A 19434-nucleotide genomic window follows, 5' to 3' on the forward strand; every position below is an offset into this window, starting at 1 on the left:
ATTGCAGTATTAATTCCTAATCGAATATAGAGGACTTGATAATGAACGTTATTCTGCTAGATAAAGTTGCAAACTTAGGTAGCTTAGGCAACCAAGTTTCTGTTAAAGCTGGTTATGCTCGTAACTACCTTTTACCTTACGGTAAAGCAGTTGTAGCAAATGCAGCAAACATTGAAGTATTTGAAGCTCGTCGTGCTGAATTAGAAGCTAAATTAGCTACTGAATTAGCAACAGCGACAGCTCGTGCTGATAAATTAACTGTTTTAGAAGGTGTAGTTATTACTTCTAAAGCGGGTGATGAAGGTAAATTGTTCGGCTCAATTGGCAACCGTGATATCGCTGATGCAGTTACTGCAGCTGGCGTAATTCTTGCTAAATCTGAAGTTCGTTTACCTTTAGGTGCTTTACGCACTACTGGTTTCTTCGAAATTGAAGTTCAAGTACACGCTGAAGTTAAAGCCGTAGTTAAAATTTCTGTAGTTGCAGAAGCTTAATTACCTTTAGCTCCATAAAAAACACCGCCCTAGGGCGGTGTTTTTTTATGTCTGCGATTTAATCCCTCGCCTTGCTAACCATAACTGTTTAGGCCGCACGGCCAGCTGTTTGGGATCGTTCAATGTCAGATAATATACCAGTGAACATCTATTTGATGGTCACTGGTATATTGTTTACTAGGGTTAGTTTGGTTCTTTTCCAGCTGTTGCTTCAGGGGCTACTACAACCGCTGCTTTGGCAAGTGTTTTAGTTACAGCTTTAGTTACAACTTCGGGCGCTGCTTTGGCAGGTGTATTAGTTACAACTTCGGGCGCTGCTACAATCACGGCTTTGGCAAGTGTTTCAGCTACAACTTCGGGCACAGTTTCAGTTGCTACTTCAACCGCCGCCTTGGCAGGTGCTTTCGTTACAACTTCGGGCACAGCTTCAGGTGCGACTACAACCGCTGCTTTGGCAGGTGTTTTAGTTACAGCTTTAGTTACAACTTCGGGCGCTGCTTCAGGCGCTACTAAAACCACTGCTTTGGTAGGTGCTGTCGTTGTAACTTCGGGTACGGCTTCAGGCGCTACTTCAATTACCGTATCTGCTTGTGCCTCAGTTGCCACTTTGGGTGCTAGTACCGTTACTGCTTCAGCCGTCGCTTTGGTAGGAACTTCAGTCGCTACTTCAATTGCAACATCGGGCGCTACTTCAATTACCGTATCTGCTTGTGCCTCAGTTGCCACTTTGGGTGCTAGTACCGTTGTTGTTTCTGTCGTCGCTTTAGTAGGCGTTTCAGATGTGATTTCTGGCAATATTTCAGTTGTCGCTATGGCAGTTGCTACCTTTGCTTCTCCTTCAGCCTTGGTCACTAATGTTAACTCTTTTATCAAATTGTCAGCGTGATCGACCTTATCCATCATCCACAAAATGTAGCGAATATCGACATGCACTGCACGGGTAATCGTTGGGTTAAAGAACCAATCTTTAGTAATGGCTTCATAAGTTGAGTCAAAGTTGAGACCGACTAATTCGCCTTTACCATTAAATACCGGTGATCCGGAATTACCGCCTGTAGTGTCAGCGCTTGATAAAAAGTTAACTGGTACTGAGTTAAAATCAGCGGGCTTGTCTAAACAAGACATAAACTGACAACTACTTTGCTGTTGATATACCGATGTGACGCGATGCTTGCCCAAGTCATCAGCTTTAATGGCTGCTAATAGCTTGGCCGGGACATAGTAAGGTTCTTCTCCGGTGTTTTTAGCAAGGATGCCGGCTAAGCGAGTAAATGGTTGCTTGTATAACGCGTCTTTGGATTGGTAACCATCAACCATGCCATAAGTAATGCGTAAGGTGCGATTAGCATCGGGATATACTGGCCAGTTATTTGATTTGTAATAGTCAATAATCGCCTTCATATATTCAGGGTGAACGAACGACAGCTTACCTTCAAGCAACTTTTCACTTATCTCTAATGTCATGTTGGTTTCATGAATGGCGACCGCTAAACGAATAAACGGGTCTGCGCTAATTTCAAAATCTGCAGCCGTTTTAGCCATCCATGCAAGGCGTTTAGTTTGATTAGTTAGCTCAGTTAGTGCGTATAAACTTTCAACTTTTGTTTCTAGCTGTTCAAAACTGTCTGAGATGCTTAAGGCATTATCAAACACTTGGTTTTTTAACGGTTGGCGAACATAAGCTTGTAAGTCTTGTAGCCATAAAATTTTATCGACCACTGGGTCAAAGCTGCTATCGATGCGTTTGAGTGCTGCTTTAAACATTTTCATATCACGAAGCTGAAACCCAGATTCACGTTGGTCATTGGGTTTCTTTCTTTCTTTAGCCAAACGGTAAAGTTTACTCGCTACCTGAAGCATTTCGCTTGATTGGGCATTTTTAAAGAAATAATTGGTTTGCATTTGCTGATGTTTTTCGGCAAGTAGCGCTTCAAGATCGCTGATTAGATTTTGGTTAGCATTAGGGTCTTTTTTAAGCCAAGCTAAAAAGTCATTCTCGCGTTGCTGCTTAATGCCGACAATATCGGTAGCGTTAAAGCCATCTAACAAGCCATTAAGTTTTTTCATTCGATTAGCCATTGAGGCCATAGTGCCTGCATATTTAAGCGCAATATCTTTATCGATATCACCCATTAAAGTAATGGTGTCAATTTGTAATTGGTAGCGTTTTGCATACGTTGGATATATCCAATCACTGGCAAATTGCAGCTCGCTGGTTAAGTTGTACCGGCTGGTCGCGCCTGGATAACCGGCAACAAAGATACCGTCGCCAGCTTTTACACCGTCAGCATTAATTTTAAGGTAGCTTTTAGGGCTATAAGGAATGTTATCTTCTGAATAAGAGGCCGGTTTACCGTTTTTACCGACATAAGCGCGTAAAAATGTAAAATCACCTGAATGACGGGGATATTCGTAGTTATCAATATCACCACCAAATCCGCCAACACTTTCAGGGGGGGCATACACTAAGCGTACATCACGAATGATTAACTGTTTAGTCAGATAATATTCTAAACCATGGTGAAAACTGTTAACCGAACAGCGATAGTTGTCATCTGCTTCGCAGCTTTTGATTAATGCTTTGCTGTTGGTTTGAATGCCTTTAAAGCGTGCCAAAGGTTCAGTACTTAAGTTAGCCATCACTTGGCTGGTCACGTTGGTGACTTTCTCGGTAATGTATAAGCGTTCGTTTGGCCCTGCTGAAGGTTCCTCTGCTTGAGTGTTTGCTAAAAAGCCATCTTCGAGGTAATTATGTTCTTTTTTACTGTTATATTGTATGCCGCGATAAGCACAATGATGGTTTGTGACAACTAGGCCTTGGGGGGATACAAAACTGGCGGTACAATACCCCAGACTGACGACAGCATTCATTGGGTATTGTCCCAAATCGGCCAGTTGTGATGCGGGAATAGCAATACCGCGTTGTTGGAGTTTGTCGGCTATGGATGGCATTTGATACGGTTGCCATTGGCCTTCGTCGGCACAGGCAAAGCCAGATGTCAGCAAAAGTGCTGCAACAAGTGCGATACGCATGTATTTTCCTTAAATTATTATTTTATTTCCGTTTGACGGAGCCGTTATTTTAATTCGTAATGATGGCAAATTAAGCTTGATCACGGTGTTATACCATATTTTGTAAAGTCGTTGTAAATTGGGAGTGTTAATGTCACAGCAAGGTGCTTTTAAAGCCAGAAACAGGCAGAGAGATGTAGAAGTTAATGCATTAAAATTGCCTCCTCACTCTATTGAAGCAGAACAATCCGTTTTAGGCGGATTGATGCTAGACGCTGAAGCGTGGGATCGTGTTTCTGAAGCGGTTGTGGCCGAAGATTTTTATTCTCGTTCTCATCGAATGATTTTCATGGCTATGCAACGTTTAATGGAGTCTAGCCAACCTCTGGATTTGATTACCGTATCTGAGCAGTTAGAAATTGAAGACCAATTAGACGATGCCGGCGGCTTTGCTTATCTTGGTGAAATTGCTAAAAACACCCCCAGTGCAGGTAACATTTTATCTTACGCTGATATTGTTCGTGAACGTGCGGTTGTTCGTGACATGATCGCTGTTGCTCACGAAATTGCTGATGCGGGTTATAACCCAGAAGGCCGTGATTCAAGTGCATTATTAGATTTGGCTGAAAGCAAAGTGTTTAAAATTGCTGAAATGCGTACTAATGCCAATGAAGGCCCAGAAAACATTAAAAGCATTCTTGAAAAAACCGTCGACAGGATTGAGCAGCTTTACAATAATCCTCATAATGGTGTTACTGGTGTTTCAAGCGGTTTTAATGATTTAGATAAAATGACTGCAGGTTTTCAGGCTGGCGATTTAATTATTGTTGCCGCACGTCCTTCCATGGGTAAAACGACCTTTGCGATGAACTTGTGTGAACAAGCGGCTATGAATGAAGATAAGCCGGTGCTCATTTTCAGTCTGGAGATGCCATCTGAGCAGATCATGATGCGTATGTTGGCGTCGCTGGGCCGAGTTGATCAAACCAAAATTCGTACCGGCCAACTAGACGATGAAGATTGGGCGCGCGTGTCATCGACCATGGGCATTATGCTTGAACAAGGAAAAATGTTTATCGATGACGGCTCAGGACTCACCCCAACAGATGTTCGCAGTCGTGCCAGGCGTATTGCTCGAGAGCATGGTGGTTTGTCTATGATAATGATCGATTACCTACAACTAATGCAGGTACCGTCGTTAAAAGATAACCGTACTTTGGAAATTTCGGAAATTTCTCGCTCGTTAAAAGCGTTAGCTAAGGAACTGGAAATTCCGGTTATCGCGTTGTCGCAGCTCAACCGCTCACTAGAGCAGCGTGCTGACAAACGTCCAATTAACTCTGACTTGCGTGAATCGGGTGCGATTGAGCAGGATGCCGATTTGATTATGTTCATTTATCGCGACGAAGTGTATAACGATAACTCTGAAGATAAAGGCACTGCTGAGATCATTATTGGTAAACAGCGTAACGGACCCATTGGGCGTATTCGTCTAGTATTCCAAGGTCATTTTTCTCGTTTTGATAATTATTCTGGTCCACAGTTCGACCAAGATTAATCATTGATTATGTTATATTTAGTTATAGTTTTCCGTTGTTTATGATAGCAACATATCGCTGTTAGTGTGGTTGCATTTGATGCATCAAATCACCTAACAGGCAGTAAAACGTGGCGTGTTATTTATTGTTTAATTAGGGCTATCTATTGAAACCTTTTCCCCGTGCAGAAATTAGTCGTTGTGCTTTACAAAGTAACCTAGCGCAACTGCGTCTTATTGCGCCAAATAGCAAAGTGATGGCTGTGGTTAAAGCCAATGGCTATGGTCATGGCTTATTAAATGTGGCTGAAAGTGTCGGCAAGTATAATGGCGGCGCAGATGGGTTTGGTTTAGCAAGGCTTGAAGAAGCGCTGCAGCTCAGAGACGGCGGCGTAAAAGGTAAGCTTCTATTATTAGAAGGTTTTTTTCGTCAGTCAGACTTACCAATATTGGTGACTCATAATATCGACACTGTGGTGCACCATGAATCGCAATTGCAAATGCTGGAAACTGTCAGTTTAGAGCAACCTGTTACTGTATGGATAAAAATCGATACGGGTATGCATCGTCTTGGCTTTAGCTTGGCGCAGTTTGATGATGTTTATCAACGTTTACAAGCGTGCCCTCAAGTGGCGAAACCGATTCATTTTATGACTCATTTTGCTTGTGCTGATGAGCCTGATAATCAATTAACCCAGTTGCAAATAGATGCTTTTGAACGCAAGATAAAGTCGCTTGAAGGCGATTGCACTTTAGCAAACTCAGCCGGTACTTTGTTTTGGCCGTCGAGCCAAGCCGATTGGATAAGACCCGGTATTGCGCTTTATGGTGTATCTCCGCTGGCTGGTGATAAAGGGAGTAACCATAAACTTGTGCCTGCCATGGAGCTGGTGTCTAATCTCATCGCCGTGCGCGAGCACAAAGCGGGTGACAGTGTCGGTTACGGTGCATTTTGGACAGCAAAAAAAGATACCCGTCTAGGTGTGGTAGCAATAGGTTATGGTGATGGTTATCCACGCAATGCGCCAGAAGGCACGCCAGTATGGATTAACGGACGCCGAGTGCCAATAGTGGGCCGAGTGTCGATGGATATGTTAACCGTTGATTTAGGTGCTGATGCGCAAGATAACGTGGGTGATAATGTACAACTGTGGGGTAAGGCGTTGGCGGTAGAAGAGGTTGCCGAATATATTGGCACTATTGCTTACGAGTTGGTCACTAAATTAACCCCACGAGTCTTGGTTGAGCTGCTTGATTAGTCATACCATGCTCTGGTGTTATGCCCAATACGCAGTCGCGGCTTGGGCATGTTAGTTTATGGCTGTTTGACAGCATTATTGAGAGTATTTTCGAGAGTATTCTTGATGGTATCAGAGTCGGCAATCTGGCCGGGTCATTTCAATCTATCTGCGACATTGATTACACCGATTGCACATCCTCAAAACAAATTTCAATAAAGGCGCTGCCATATTCGTGGGTAAACGGCATTAATATTTTTTTACCACGTGCTTTGTGGGAAATCGTATGGTTTTTACCAGAGACTACGGCGGGTGTTGCCATATCAAACTCATAGCCTTTTTCGCTGAGTAAGTTTTTAGCGCCACCGGTGACCATGTTAGTGAGCTCACCGACTAAATCAGTCACTTCATCATTAATAACCCCAGGATTTTCAGCTAACATTTTATTCATAATTTCAAGGATTAATGTTTTTTCGAAAGTAATTGAAAGCGAACCGCGAGTTTTAGGGCCCACCATACCAATCAAGCCAGATACATCACCTTTAGCAATATCATGGTTTTTTAATTGAGGTTTACCAGGTTTTAAATCCATTGTTGCCATGGTAGAGATAACATTGATTAAAGACACAAGAAATGGGTTGATGAATTCAACGTTCATAGGCTAAGCGATCCTTCTACATATAAAGAGTGGTGATAAGGAATAGTTAAGGGAATAAAGAGGGCTCACGGTACACGGCCCAATCATCATAAACCACCAAAGGTGCTGATGATGATAAATACTGACTATATCAGTAAAGTGGAATACTGCTTCTAGCTTAAAACACAAAAATGAAATGGAAAGAGACATGTGCCGCAGAAATTACTTTTGTATATCTAATCAGCTATTTAGCACCATAAACCCATTGCCCTGGTAAAGCTTAAGTGGTGTTGAATATTTAAACAAAAGGCTAGGGTAGATAACATAATGATCAAGATTAACGGTCGGTATTAACTAACAGCATTAACCATCAGTATTAATTAACAACATAGACGATAAGTATCAGTCAATAACGTTAACTATCAGTATTAACTAATAACATTATTTAATACTGGGTAGTACAGGATCATGGATAGGCTGTTGATGTTGAGCGCATAAAAATGGGTGGATCAGCACAATTGTAAGTTAGGCAACTAAAACGATGAAAGAGTATCTGTCTGTTTTTGCTATAATTTACCGAATATTGACTAAATTAAAATGGGGCGTTAATGGTAAAGTAAAATATTTTCCCGAAAACGAGTATATTGAAGATTTTAATCCCACAAGTGCTCATGCTGATAATTGGTTATTGCAGACTTAATTGCCGTGCGTGGGTGAATGAGGGACGTTGATTGGTTTTATTGCGTTACTCTTTCTAACCTTATTTTAGCCAATTTAATGCTGATATTATTACGTTTTTTCTTGTATTAGGATTATAGTGGAGCACATGTTATGTGTACCCCACTAGAATACTTTTAGTACTCTGAACCTACTTTCACAGTTCTATTCTAACTAAGGTTAAAAGCTGTAGGCTAAACCAATCATATAATGATCATTGTTAAATTCGTGATAGCTGACTTCCAGCATCAGATCCAGTTGTGACAGTAAAGGATAGTTATAACGCAGTGCAATATCATAAGCGCTATCAGCCACTTCTCCATCGTCATCAAACTCATAAGCTTCGGCATCGGTAAAGAGGCCTGCATGTGCGACTAGGCTGCTATCGTTAAATAGCGACAATGAGTAATTTATTTCGGTATACCAAGTTTCTAGATCTTGGTCGTAATTAACCGCCAGATTCATTGCTTGGTAATCTACTGACAATGCGTACTCGATGGTATCGCCACCTGCGGCGTAAGTGTATTTCATGGCATTAAAACCGAAACCTAAGTCGTCATTGACCATTTGATAATAACCAGCATAGTAGTCGATTTCATAATCTTTAATGACATCATCCGCGTCTTCATAGCGATAGGTTTCAAATGCGGTGCCTAAATAAAAACCGCTGTCATGTTCCACCATAAGGTCGGCTTGAAGTGATGGCTTATCATCACTAATGGTTTGTCCTCGCCAAAGGTAATTGCTCAATCCCATCATCACTCCTGACGTTGTAAATTGGCTCTCTTCGGCAGCAACCGTCTGACTGGCACTTATAGCCATTGCCATAATGCACGATGACAGTATTAATTTTTTCATTATTAACCCTTATATTAAATAGTTTTCTATTTGCTAGTTAGTATATTTATTATGTTTAATTATTTCGCTATTCACTTTACAAGCTTTTAGTTTAATTTAATAAATTGATTTTTAAAAATATCGAAATGCTTGCAACTTTATATTCGTTTGTGATTTTGGTTTTTATTTTAACTTTTTAATAAATGCTTTTTTTGTTTTGTGGGATATGGTTTAAATATAAGTTGTTATTTTTTGTTTTAAGATGATTTTTTATTATTTATCTTAAGTCATTGATTATTTTTAATTTAATCTTAAGTGTGGTTTTATTGTTTTTCGGGAAATGGTTTTTTCGAAATTTATTAAACATGGGTAGAGTCTAATAAAATAAATTGAAATTATATTTTACGGCTTTGTGTGACTTAGTGCTATTTTCGTTTTTATTAATATTAGGTATTATTTTGTCAACGGTTAGTTTTTAATTTTACAGTTTTAAACTGGCCTTGATTAATTATGCTTTCCTTTAGTTGTCGGTTTTGTGTGAATAAATAATCGTCAGTAAAGGTATAAATATTATAATAAGGGATATTTATGAACGAAGTTCATTGGGGGTTGTTAGTCGCAGCCTATCTATTTTTAGCCGGAGCAGGAGCCGGAGCACTTTTTATTAGTGGTTGTCTCGTGCTATCTAATAAAATTCAAGTGCCGCATCACTTAGATACGGCAAAAATAAGTGCCATTGTGGGTACGCTGTTATTAATTATTGGTACGGGAATGATCGTATTCGATCTCACCTCATTCCAATACGGGATTGCTCATGCTGATATGAGTAAATTCTTCCGTTTCTATCGCCTATTTATGACTTTCGAGCCAAGCTCCATGATGAGCATAGGTACTTGGTTGCTGACGTTGGCGATTATCTTTGCCTCGCTCTTTTGCCTCTCATTTAGATCGAACGCTAATCAGCCTAGCTATAGCCGATTATTGGCAACGATTAATGTGATCTTGGCTATCTGCGTTGCTTCATATACTGCATTACTTATTGGTGATATCAGCCATAACTTGGTTTGGTCAAACAGTATTCTGGTGGTGATATTTTCACTGTCGGCCCTCTCTTGTGGCGCTGCTGTAGTGCTGATGGTCAAAACTCGTCTCAAGATAACCGATATCAACCACTCCTTCGCTAAATCAGATGCTGCACTGTTGGCGCTGGAGTTACTTACCGTGTGTGTGTTCGCCTACTCGATTCGTAACATCAGTATATTCAATGGAATAGACAACCTGTTGTCGATTTCAAGTGATGCCGGTGCTATTTGGTGGATAGGTGCCGTTTTAATCGGATTAATTATTCCATTATTGCTGAATGTAACGTCAATCATTGGCAAGACCGCGGCGTCTCATAGCAAAGAGTATCTGTTAGCTGTGTTGATATTAATAGGCGCATTTTGCTTGCGCTACTCGGTTTTACTCGCTGGTCAGTATTATTAGGAGTCTACGATGCTAGATAGAAGAAGAGCCCTCAAACTATTGGCTGGCGGTGCAATTGCGACAACTGGGGTGATGTTTATGCCTGCGGGCAACGCGATTGCAGCGATTCGTCAACAAGGTAAAAAGCGTCTGGCCATGGCGATCGATCTTAGCCGATGCAACGGTTGTAAAGCCTGTGTTGTCTCATGTGGCATAGAAAATGGTACCAAACCCGATGAACATCGCACTCAGGTGATCCAAACCAGTGCGGAAATTGGTAACAAACAGTACGCATTTAATCTGCCAATCATGTGTAACAACTGTGAGGATCCCTCATGCGTGTCTGTTTGTCCAACGGGCGCGACATTCAAGCGTGAAGAAGACGGCATAGTCGTCGTGGATTCTACGCTTTGTATAGGGTGTAACTACTGCATCCAGGCGTGCCCATACAGTGGGGTTCGTTTCACTAATTCGACAACGGGTACCGTCGATAAGTGTAACTTCTGCATTCAACGTACCTCTAGAGGCTTGTTGCCGGCTTGCGTAGAGACTTGTACCGGTGGTGCACGTGTTTTTGGGGATATTAACGATGTTAATAGTGAAATATCCAAACTGCTCAGTCAGAGTAACCCTATGGTGCTGCAGGCGAGCAAACAGACTTCACCGAATGTTTTTTATATTGGCTTGACGCAAGAAGAGAGCAACACCGCGTTTAGTATACATTCTCCTCAATTGTGGCAGAGGTAGCACCATGGATCGTAGAAAATTTTTAAAGGCGGGATCGGTCGCCGCAGTAATGACAGCCGGTACAGTAAGTACCAACGTTATGAGTTCCGCTCGCAGTAAAACAAGTGATGCAGATATTAATAAATATGCACCCACTTCATTAACGCCTGAGTATAGCTTCGATGCTGACAACAAATTGATCGCAAATCCGGAACAGCGTTTCGCGTTTTCCAAGTGTTACGGTTGTTTCAATGTTTGTGGTGCGCGATTGAGTATCGATAATAAGACCGACAAGGTTTTACGGGCTGTGGGTAACCCCTACACCTTGACCAATAAGGCTGGTCAACCAATGACAATGGAAACATCGCCCAAAGATGCCATGTTCCAGCTATCTGCGGCCAGTGGTTTAAGCCAAAGTAATCGGGCAACCCTTTGTGGTCGTGGTAACGCCGTTCCCGATGCGTTCGATGATAAACACCGCATTACCGCTTGTATGAAACGAGTAGGTAACCGTGGTGATAACAAGTGGCAAAGCATCTCATATGAACAAATGCTAAAAGAGGTCGTTAATGGTGGCGATCTCTTCGGTGAGGGACATGTTGAGGGCTTGAAGGCGATTCACGCTAATCCCGCATTAGCTAATCCGGCTTATCCTGATTTTGGTCCGGTAAAAAACCAGTTGCTGGTTTCAACGTCATCTGAACAAGGTGCACGTGCCGATTTCATGCATCGTTTTGTCGCTGAAGCATGGGGAACGCCCAATATTGGCACTAAGGACTCTTATTGTGGGCACCAGCAGGTTGCAGGTTGTGCTTTAGGTTGTTTCGACGCTGTCGATGAGATGGCGCTGCCTCAAGTCGATTATGAAGAGTCAAAGTTTGCTATTTTCATCGGCACTAACCCTGGTCTCAGTGGTAATGGCTTGAATGTAGGCTCTAGTCGTTTAGCCAAGGCGCGTACCGATCGTGATGACTTTAAGTATGTGGTCATTGATCCTATTCTGCGCTCATTGACTTCAGAAACTGACACCACAAATGGTGAGTGGCTACCGATCAAATCAGGTGGTGATACTGCATTAATGTTCGCCATGTTGCAGTACATCATTAATAATGACCGGTACCGTACACCCTATTTAGAGGCGCCTAGTCAGGCAAGCGCTGATGCCGTCGGTGAGATGAACTACACCAACGCCACTTACCTAGTGGTAAAAGATAAAAAACACCCTCTTTATAACCAGTTTTTGACTGCACAGGCCTGTGGGTTAGGCGATGCGGAAACGAAGATGGTGATAGATAAGCAAACCGGTAAACTGGTCACGGGTGACAGCGAACTGGCGGCAACATTATTCTATAATGACATCGTAACCCTAGGCGATGGTTCACAAGTACAGGTTGAAACTGCGTTTTCGCTGCTCAAGCAACGCGTCAACAGCCATTCCATGCAAGCGCTGTCAAAGCGTTGTGAAATACCGGTGGCGAAGATAGAAGAGTTGGCCAAGGAGTTTACCTCCCATGGTCGCAGTGTCTCTATGGAAACCAATACCGGTTGTAACGCTACCGATGGCGGTCAGTTTGCCTTTGCGATGATCATGTTGGCGACTATGGTTGGCGCACACAATGCCAAGGGCGGCATGATGCATATGGGCGGAGTAGGTTATTCCACCATGTATGATATCTATGACGGCCCACTGTATAACTTAATGGATTTTGAACACACAGAGGTGACCGGTTTCAATGCCGAGCGTTCTGGTGATTATGAACAAAGCCATGAGTATCAGCAGAAAGTAGCCCAAGGGCTTAATCCATACCCAGCAAATGAGGCATGGAACAACACCTTTGTGCAAGATAACAGTGGCGAATTGCTGGTGGCCCATGCTAATAAAAACCCATTTAACTTCAAGGCGTGGATCACCTGGTCAACTAACCCGATTTACGGATGCTCTGGCTTACAGGATCAGGTTGAAGACTCGATTAAAGATCCGAAGCAACTGGGCTTGATCATTGCGCTCGACCCTTATATTAACGAAACCAATGTTTTCGCCGATTATATTGTCCCGGATACGCTTCAATATGAGGCATGGGCAAGTTCACGTATGTGGGGCAGCGAATATATTGGTGATGTGGCTTGCGTTCCTGTTGTCGAAGCGCGCACCGCTAAAACAGCCAAGGGTGAGCACGTCAATATGGAGCAGTTCATCATTGATGTCAGTAAAGCGATCGGCTTAAAGGGATTTGGCGATAACGCATTTACTGATGTTGCAGGTAAATCATACCCGCTCAATACACCAGCTGACTTCTATGTACCGTTATTTGCAAACATTGCTCATACAGGCACTGTATTACCTACACCGACGGATGAGGACATTAAGTTCACCAGTGTCGATCGTGCTTTACCTATGTTCGAAGCGCGCCTGAAGCCGCAAGAGATTGGACCAACAGCGTTCATGCTAACCCGTGGTGGACGTTATGAGCGTGTCGATGAGCGTTATGAAGGCGAGTTTTTCAATGCGGCAATGCGCATGGATACTCAGTTTCAGATTTATAACGAATCATTAGCCAGAGTAAAGGACTCCTATACCGGTGAGTGCAATGATGGTCAGCCTGTTTATGATGTTGATAGATTCTGGGATGGTTCAGCGGTTCGAGATCACTGGAATGAAAAGGACTATCCGTTTAACTTCTCCACCTTTAAACTGCAGATGAGAAGTCCATATTCGGTTGCCCTGCCGCGCATCACAGCGTTAGGTGAAACAAACTATATTCAGTTACATCAGGATGATGCCGCTAAATATAACCTTAAATCTGGCGATAAGGCTCAGGTTCTTTCACCTAAGGGCAAATATTTAGAAGGGATCGTTCAGGCGGATAAGACGGTTGCTCGGAACACTATCGTCATTGGTATGGGTTATGGCCATACCGCATTCGGTGCCAGTGCTGTTGAGGTGGATGGTATGGTGCGTCCGGGGATCAAAGAGCGTGGAACGGGTATATGCCCTAATGCGTTCAATGTTGTCGACCCAACCCGAAAAGGTGCCAGCCTTTACCGCGACAGAACCTTTGGTTCAACGGCAAGACACGGTGTTCCCGTAGGGCTCAAGAAAGTATAAAAGTGATTGATTAAACCATAGGGTCCCCTCGTTATTGAAAATGGTAATGAGGTGGGCCTGAATTGTGTTTATTTATCCTGAACTCGGGATAATGAGTGAATATTCATCTTTTTCTACATTTAGGCGTGGGTCGTTGTGCGCTTAGCTGACGGAGACGTTGCTCCCCATCCCGTCGGCGCTAAAACACCTTTTACTCTATGCCCTCTATTTATCTGATCAAAGGATAAATAGAGGCTTTTTTATGAAGCTCGTACTCGCCAGTTTAAGACTCCATCGCCAGATACCATTCATATTTAATGGTGTTAAACAATTGCTGCTTGAGCCAGTGGTGAGTCGGTGACTGGTTAATTTCGGAGTAAATCAGATAATTTCCTACTTTGCGTCCTACGTTGATCATACCAAGCAGTTGTTCGGTAAGCTCATGGGGCAGGGTACAAGTTTGTATAGGCGAAACTAAGTTATAGTACTCGCGGGTAAAGACATTGCAGCTCATCGAAATTGAATTAGTATCGATAATATGACGACTCAGTGCGGCGATATTATCTGTCGCACCAGTGATTCGAAGACTCTTTCCCTGTTGTTTCGCTATCTGCTCTAGCAGTGGTGAGCAGAGGTCATTAAAATTATCTAACTCAAAATAACCATACTTACATAGGTTGTCGACAGTCAGTTCATTATCGAAAACCGGATGACCAGCCTTGGCGATTAAAAACATCTCTTCAGTGGGGGAGATCATTTCGCTGATGATTTTATGGTCTTTAAAATTTTCGTATACCACGGCAAAATCGATTTCACCGTGCTCGATGGCTCGGCTGCAGTCGGTGGATAAGGTTCTTATCTCGAATGTTAAATTTGGAGCTTGTGGTAACACGAATTCATTGATGACTTTATTTATTACGTAGGTAAATTCGTTGAAGGCATAGATCTTAAAATGCCCCTTAGCAGTTAGAGGATTGAACTCAGTGTGGTTGTGCTTGAGAACCTGATAACCATGTAAAAGATGCTTAACGCAGGGTAAAACCTGTATCGCTTTATCGGTTAATACAAAACCCTGAGCCCGACGAACAAACAGTACATCCTTGAATATGTCCCTTAATATACCGAGATGGCGACTTACCGATGAAATACTCATGCCTAATTCGTTAGCAACTAAGCCTGCATTCAGGTGTCGACTTACTGATTCAAAAACTATTAAAGAGTGATAATCTAGTCGTTCAACATTCATATTTAATACGCATTAATTTTTTTAAATTTATCATATGCTGATAGCTACTAACAGCAAGCTTGAGAGTTTAAATTTGAGCGGTGACATTGAATTTAGACAGTCCACGAACTCATTGGAGTTGAATTTTTTTTAATGCGGTTATGAGTTGTGTTAATGCATTATCGATTAATCTTTTGTCCCGTTTGTTACTTCAAGCTATGAGTTTAAGATCATGCAAAGCAGGATAGGTATCGATGATTGGCTTATCGTCAACATTCACGTTAAACATGGATTTTGCTATGCGTAATACTTCCTTATGCAACTAATATCAACCGGGAGAGTTTGTGCCGCGGGGAAGGTTGGGCGACTTTTTTCGGTTTAAGCAAAAATTAACAACAGCTCTTAACATGGCCATCCACGATTACTGGCTGTTGTACAATAAAAATAACTAAATAAGAGGTGTTCTATGGATGGAAAATCATTAATCGTTATTTTAATAATGATGTCTGTATCTGTATCTGTATCTGCTTCTGCAGAAGTATACAAGTGTGCGGATGGTAAGTATCAAGCAGACCCATGCGACGACCAAAGCGAACCGTTAGATTTAAGTAATGTAGGCAGCGTGGTTGCACCATCAAGAGGTTACCCTGAAAACCTAACTAACGAGACAATAGATGCAAGGCAGCAGGATAGTCTTGTTAATGCGCGTGATAAAAAAGCTGAAATCGCTCAATACTTACGTAAACAAAAAATTGAACGTGAAATTAGAAACCTCGAAAAAGAAAGGACAAAAGCGTTCAAAGATCGTGATGACAAAATCGAGCAACTGCGCACAACAGGTAAGCGAGCTAACAATAATTTAGCCGGTGCAACTTGGCAGCAAAGTCTAGCGCAAGAAATGACCGCTGTAATGCAACAGGGAAATACAGAAGTCGAATCAATTGACCGTCAAATATCAGTGCTTAGGTCTGAATTAAAACAACTGTAAATCAAACACGCTAATCAATGACCGCTGCAGCCAATCGGTAGTCTTTTTTTGCGAAAATATATAAATCCATATTATTTAATCCAAGTTAAGTCATCGAGACATCTCGGTCATTTAGCTTTGTGCTGTCTAAAGGATATACCATGAGTTTTAGAGATAAAATCATTAACCTGATCTGGTGAGGCCTGAGACTTATAGACCCTTGGTCTCCAAATCCATTTTTTCTATTTCAGCAACTCTTTACTCTCCCCAAGTATCAGCAGTTAACTTTTTGGTAAAAGTTCTTTGCTCCGTGTATGATATGTTGCCTTTTTTCTTTACGCGAAATAAGCAACGGTACTTACTTCTACCATCAGCTTTGTCACGTTTTTGAATGCTATAAGAAGCCATAATTTCGGGTTCCCCATTTCCATTTTTCCAATTAATTATGGTTCCCTATTGTTTCCCCCGTGCAACTAAAAATATCTTAAAATGTGTAACAGTAACTCAAAATATGAGAGTAGTTAATTCAGTGAATACAACGCCTAAGCTAGCCACACCAACGGATACACTCGATCGCACCTTTTCCATTGCGCCGATGCTGGATTGGACCGATCGCCACTATCGTTACTTTGCTCGTTTAATGTCGAGCAAAGCCTTGTTGTATACCGAGATGATCACCACGGGTGCGATATTGCAAGGTAAGGGCGACTATTTGGCCTATAACACTGCAGAACATCCACTGGCGTTACAGTTGGGTGGCTCTAACGCGGTTGATTTAGCGGCGTGTGCCAAATTGGCTGCTGAGCGTGGTTATGATGAGGTGAACCTGAATGTGGGTTGTCCGTCTGATAGAGTACAAAATGGCCGCTTTGGTGCGTGTTTAATGGCCGAGCCTGAGTTAGTTGCACAATGCGTTGATGCGATGAAACAAGTCAGTGATATTCCGATTACAGTCAAAACCCGTATTGGGATTGATGAGCAAGACAGTTATCAATTTTTAACCGACTTTATTGATATCGTCAGTGCCAAAGGTTGTGGTGCTTTTACTATTCATGCGCGTAAAGCCTGGTTGCAAGGCTTAAGCCCGAAAGAGAATCGTGAGATCCCGCCGTTAGATTATGATCGGGTGTATCAATTAAAGCGCGATTATCCACAGTTGAACATCAGCATTAACGGTGGCATTAAAACGTTAGACGAAGCAAAGCTACATTTAGCCCAGCTTGACGGGGTGATGGTGGGGCGTGAAGCTTATCAAAACCCGTATATGTTGGCGCAAGTAGATCAACAGTTGTGCGCAATCGATAAAGTGGTGATTACTCGCCAACAAGTGATAGAACAAATGTTACCTTATATTGAAGCGCATTTAGCCCAAGGCGGTCGTTTAAATCATATTACCCGTCATATGATTGGTTTATTTCAGGGCTTACCAGGTTCGCGTGGCTGGCGTCGGCATTTGAGTGAGAATGCTCATAAGCCCAATGCTGATATTGGGGTTGTGCTTAACGCCGCTGAATTTGTCGATGCAAAAGCACTCGCCAGTGACGAATCTACTTTGATATAATTCTCGTTATATAGAGGTTATGTCACCAGATTATGTCGCGAGCTTATGTCGTGAATAAGACGTGAAATAAACGGCCAGACAGACATGTTGAAAACAGCTGTTAGCATATAAAAAGCGCCTATTATTAGGCGTTTTTTGGTTTTGTCTCTCGCTAGAATCGCTAGCGGAACCATAAAGCCTGCTAAACAACAGTGTCTAATACCATAAGCTAGACAGTCACTAATACAGTCACCGACATTTTCACACTTCAACCACTAACCCAGTCACCAAGTTAACCACTAATCTCTGCTACAGCCTCTCAGTTGGCGGTGATATTTCGCTATTTATTGCTACTTTTTAGCCTTGCTATAATACTGCATAAAAATCGCTGGTCATTTTCACTAACTAGATGGTGATTTTTACTACCTGTTGGTTTTTTGTTCTATATTTTAGTTCATTTATATTAACGATAATTAATTAATTTAGTCAATTAATTAGCAGGTTACTGTTGTTTTTTAAAGTTGGCACGCTGCTTGTAATACCTATTGTATAATCAACTAGACGAGTGTTTAGTTGTCATCAACCAGCACAATAAAGGATTCCATTATGTCTATTTTAACTTCAACTAACGTTATTCGTCGTAGTGTTCAGTTATCAGTTGCTGCAGCATTATTGGTTACCGCCAGTGTTTCGGCACAGGCTGATGAAATGTCAACCGCTAATACAGTTGCTGCACTTGAGCAGACTATGACCCAAGCTAGTCAAGAAATGATTGCCAATGTAAAACAAGAGTTAATGTTGTCGTTGCAAACTCAAATAGCTGAACAGGTATTTGAAATGAATTCAGCCCTAGAGTTTGCTAGCTTTGAACAACCACAAACCACAACAACCTTGACCACTGAGAACAAGTAATGGATTGGATAATGAATATAGCTTTGGTGCTGCCATTAATGTCGTTATTGTTATTGCCAGTGATCAGTTTTGCACTGTGTGCGACAGCAGTCAGCTGGCTATTATGGCCAAGCATTAATGACCAAGCTTAATCTGAACACCATTACTGACTAGGATAAACCTGGTTGAGTACGAGAGGATAATATGAAGCGTTTAATCAATAGATTACAAGATGAAACTCGGATCGTATGTGGCGTATCAGCTAAGTTGGCTAAACAATACTGCTGGTCATTACTTTGGACACGTGTTGTGACACTAGGGCTCGTTGTCAGTAATCCCAGTATCGGTTTGTTAGCTTACTTTGTGATAGCCGTAGTGATGAGTCAAAAAACGACTCGATTTTAACGTCTACCCAGCACTAAATACTTCTCCGAGTTAGATGAGTTCAGCCGCTTTTTGTTGGCCCACGATTAAGGGTAACAATAAGCTTGATGCGGCTTCAGGAACCAAGAGCAGACTAACAAATGGCATCTGAAATGTAGCCCTATTGTCGGCATACACTAAGTCGCAATGAAGTAGCAAGGTTGTACCCATTCCCACCGCAGCCCCGTCACAGCAGACACAACCGGTTTTTTAAGACCCAATAAGCAAAGCAAGAATGTAACCGTTGGATGCCCCTCGACTAATTGACCACTCTTGAGGACATCTGCTTTCTCATTACCTGATGTAAAGCCATTTTCTGTACCATGTACCATGAAGCATAAAGGCACGTATTGGGATTAACGACCAAGACAGCCATCAATGTTTAACTGACTTTATTAGATCTATGAGTGGAAAAGGTTGCAGTGTTTTACCATTGATGCGCGAAAGCATGGTTACAAGGCTTAAGCTCGAAAGCAAATTGTGACATCCCGCCGTTAGATTATGAGTGTGTTTACCCGCTAAAACGTTGACTCATTCATTCACTCATTCTCTCATTCATTCAGTCATTTCATTTAACACCCCGGTGATAGCTGGCCATTTATTTCAGCTGTTCACCCTTTTTACATGGGTTAACAAAAGGG

General features: G+C 42.1%; 13 protein-coding genes and 2 pseudogenes. 10 read left to right on the forward strand and 5 right to left on the reverse strand.

The window, feature by feature from the left end:
• Window positions 1–41 precede the first annotated feature (41 nt).
• Window positions 42–494 (forward strand): 50S ribosomal protein L9, encoded by a 453-nt coding sequence (gene rplI, locus AAEY93_RS04340; protein ID WP_101034074.1) that lies wholly within the window; start codon window positions 42–44, stop codon window positions 492–494.
• 843 nt (window positions 495–1337) lie between these two features.
• Here the strand turns inward: rplI and AAEY93_RS04345 are convergent.
• Window positions 1338–3527 (reverse strand): annotated as a pseudogene (locus tag AAEY93_RS04345) (S46 family peptidase); the annotation flags it as partial.
• Between the two features lie 130 nt (window positions 3528–3657).
• Here AAEY93_RS04345 and dnaB point away from each other — a divergent pair.
• Both dnaB and alr read left to right on the forward strand, forming a co-directional pair.
• Window positions 3658–5064 carry a replicative DNA helicase gene (dnaB, locus tag AAEY93_RS04350; RefSeq protein WP_101034076.1) on the forward strand — a complete coding sequence of 469 codons (1407 nt, stop codon included), beginning with the start codon at window positions 3658–3660 and terminating at the stop codon, window positions 5062–5064.
• A 146-nt stretch (window positions 5065–5210) separates the two neighbouring features.
• Entirely contained in the window at window positions 5211–6302 is a 1092-nt protein-coding gene (alr, locus tag AAEY93_RS04355; protein WP_351075136.1) for an alanine racemase, read from the forward strand.
• Window positions 6303–6462: 160 nt separating this feature from the next.
• Here alr and AAEY93_RS04360 read toward each other — a convergent pair whose 3' ends face one another.
• The gene (locus AAEY93_RS04360; RefSeq protein WP_351075138.1) at window positions 6463–6939 is read right to left on the reverse strand and encodes a chemotaxis protein CheX; all 477 of its coding nucleotides are present in this window, start codon (window positions 6937–6939) and stop codon (window positions 6463–6465) included.
• 876 nt (window positions 6940–7815) lie between these two features.
• The gene (locus tag AAEY93_RS04365) at window positions 7816–8493 is read right to left on the reverse strand and encodes a TorF family putative porin (protein WP_351075140.1); all 678 of its coding nucleotides are present in this window, start codon (window positions 8491–8493) and stop codon (window positions 7816–7818) included.
• 567 nt (window positions 8494–9060) lie between these two features.
• Here AAEY93_RS04365 and nrfD point away from each other — a divergent pair.
• Genes nrfD through AAEY93_RS04380 form a run of 3 tightly spaced genes read left to right on the forward strand, consistent with a single transcriptional unit; the run spans window position 9061 to window position 13768 of the window.
• On the forward strand, window positions 9061–9957 hold the full coding sequence (gene nrfD, locus AAEY93_RS04370) for an NrfD/PsrC family molybdoenzyme membrane anchor subunit (protein ID WP_101034080.1): 897 nt from the start codon (window positions 9061–9063) through the stop codon (window positions 9955–9957).
• A gap of 9 nt (window positions 9958–9966) precedes the next feature.
• The gene (locus AAEY93_RS04375; protein ID WP_101034081.1) at window positions 9967–10683 is read left to right on the forward strand and encodes a 4Fe-4S dicluster domain-containing protein; all 717 of its coding nucleotides are present in this window, start codon (window positions 9967–9969) and stop codon (window positions 10681–10683) included.
• Window positions 10684–10687: 4 nt separating this feature from the next.
• Complete coding sequence (locus tag AAEY93_RS04380; protein WP_351075143.1) at window positions 10688–13768, forward strand: molybdopterin-dependent oxidoreductase; 3081 nt, start codon at window positions 10688–10690, stop codon at window positions 13766–13768.
• 262 nt (window positions 13769–14030) lie between these two features.
• Here AAEY93_RS04380 and AAEY93_RS04385 read toward each other — a convergent pair whose 3' ends face one another.
• Window positions 14031–14993 (reverse strand): LysR family transcriptional regulator, encoded by a 963-nt coding sequence (locus AAEY93_RS04385; RefSeq protein ID WP_351075145.1) that lies wholly within the window; start codon window positions 14991–14993, stop codon window positions 14031–14033.
• A gap of 445 nt (window positions 14994–15438) precedes the next feature.
• On the opposite strand from AAEY93_RS04385, the gene AAEY93_RS04390 reads away from it, so the two are divergent.
• The 4 genes from AAEY93_RS04390 to AAEY93_RS04405 all read left to right on the forward strand — a co-directional run bounded on the left by AAEY93_RS04390 (window position 15439) and on the right by AAEY93_RS04405 (window position 18775).
• The gene (locus tag AAEY93_RS04390) at window positions 15439–15960 is read left to right on the forward strand and encodes a hypothetical protein (protein WP_351075147.1); all 522 of its coding nucleotides are present in this window, start codon (window positions 15439–15441) and stop codon (window positions 15958–15960) included.
• Window positions 15961–16450: 490 nt separating this feature from the next.
• A complete protein-coding gene (gene dusA, locus AAEY93_RS04395) occupies window positions 16451–17500 on the forward strand; it encodes a tRNA dihydrouridine(20/20a) synthase DusA (RefSeq protein ID WP_351075149.1) in 1050 nt (349 codons plus the stop codon).
• Window positions 17501–18085: 585 nt separating this feature from the next.
• Window positions 18086–18391 (forward strand): hypothetical protein, encoded by a 306-nt coding sequence (locus AAEY93_RS04400; protein WP_124012461.1) that lies wholly within the window; start codon window positions 18086–18088, stop codon window positions 18389–18391.
• Window positions 18392–18574: 183 nt separating this feature from the next.
• A complete protein-coding gene (locus AAEY93_RS04405) occupies window positions 18575–18775 on the forward strand; it encodes a PspC domain-containing protein (RefSeq protein WP_351075151.1) in 201 nt (66 codons plus the stop codon).
• A gap of 33 nt (window positions 18776–18808) precedes the next feature.
• On the opposite strand, the pseudogene AAEY93_RS04410 reads toward AAEY93_RS04405, so the two are convergent.
• Window positions 18809–19128: pseudogene (locus tag AAEY93_RS04410) on the reverse strand (enoyl-CoA hydratase-related protein); the annotation flags it as partial.
• Window positions 19129–19434 lie beyond the last annotated feature (306 nt).

The organism is Shewanella sp. CAL98-MNA-CIBAN-0140, from assembly GCF_040309905.1.
GTDB lineage: Bacteria > Pseudomonadota > Gammaproteobacteria > Enterobacterales > Shewanellaceae > Shewanella > Shewanella psychromarinicola.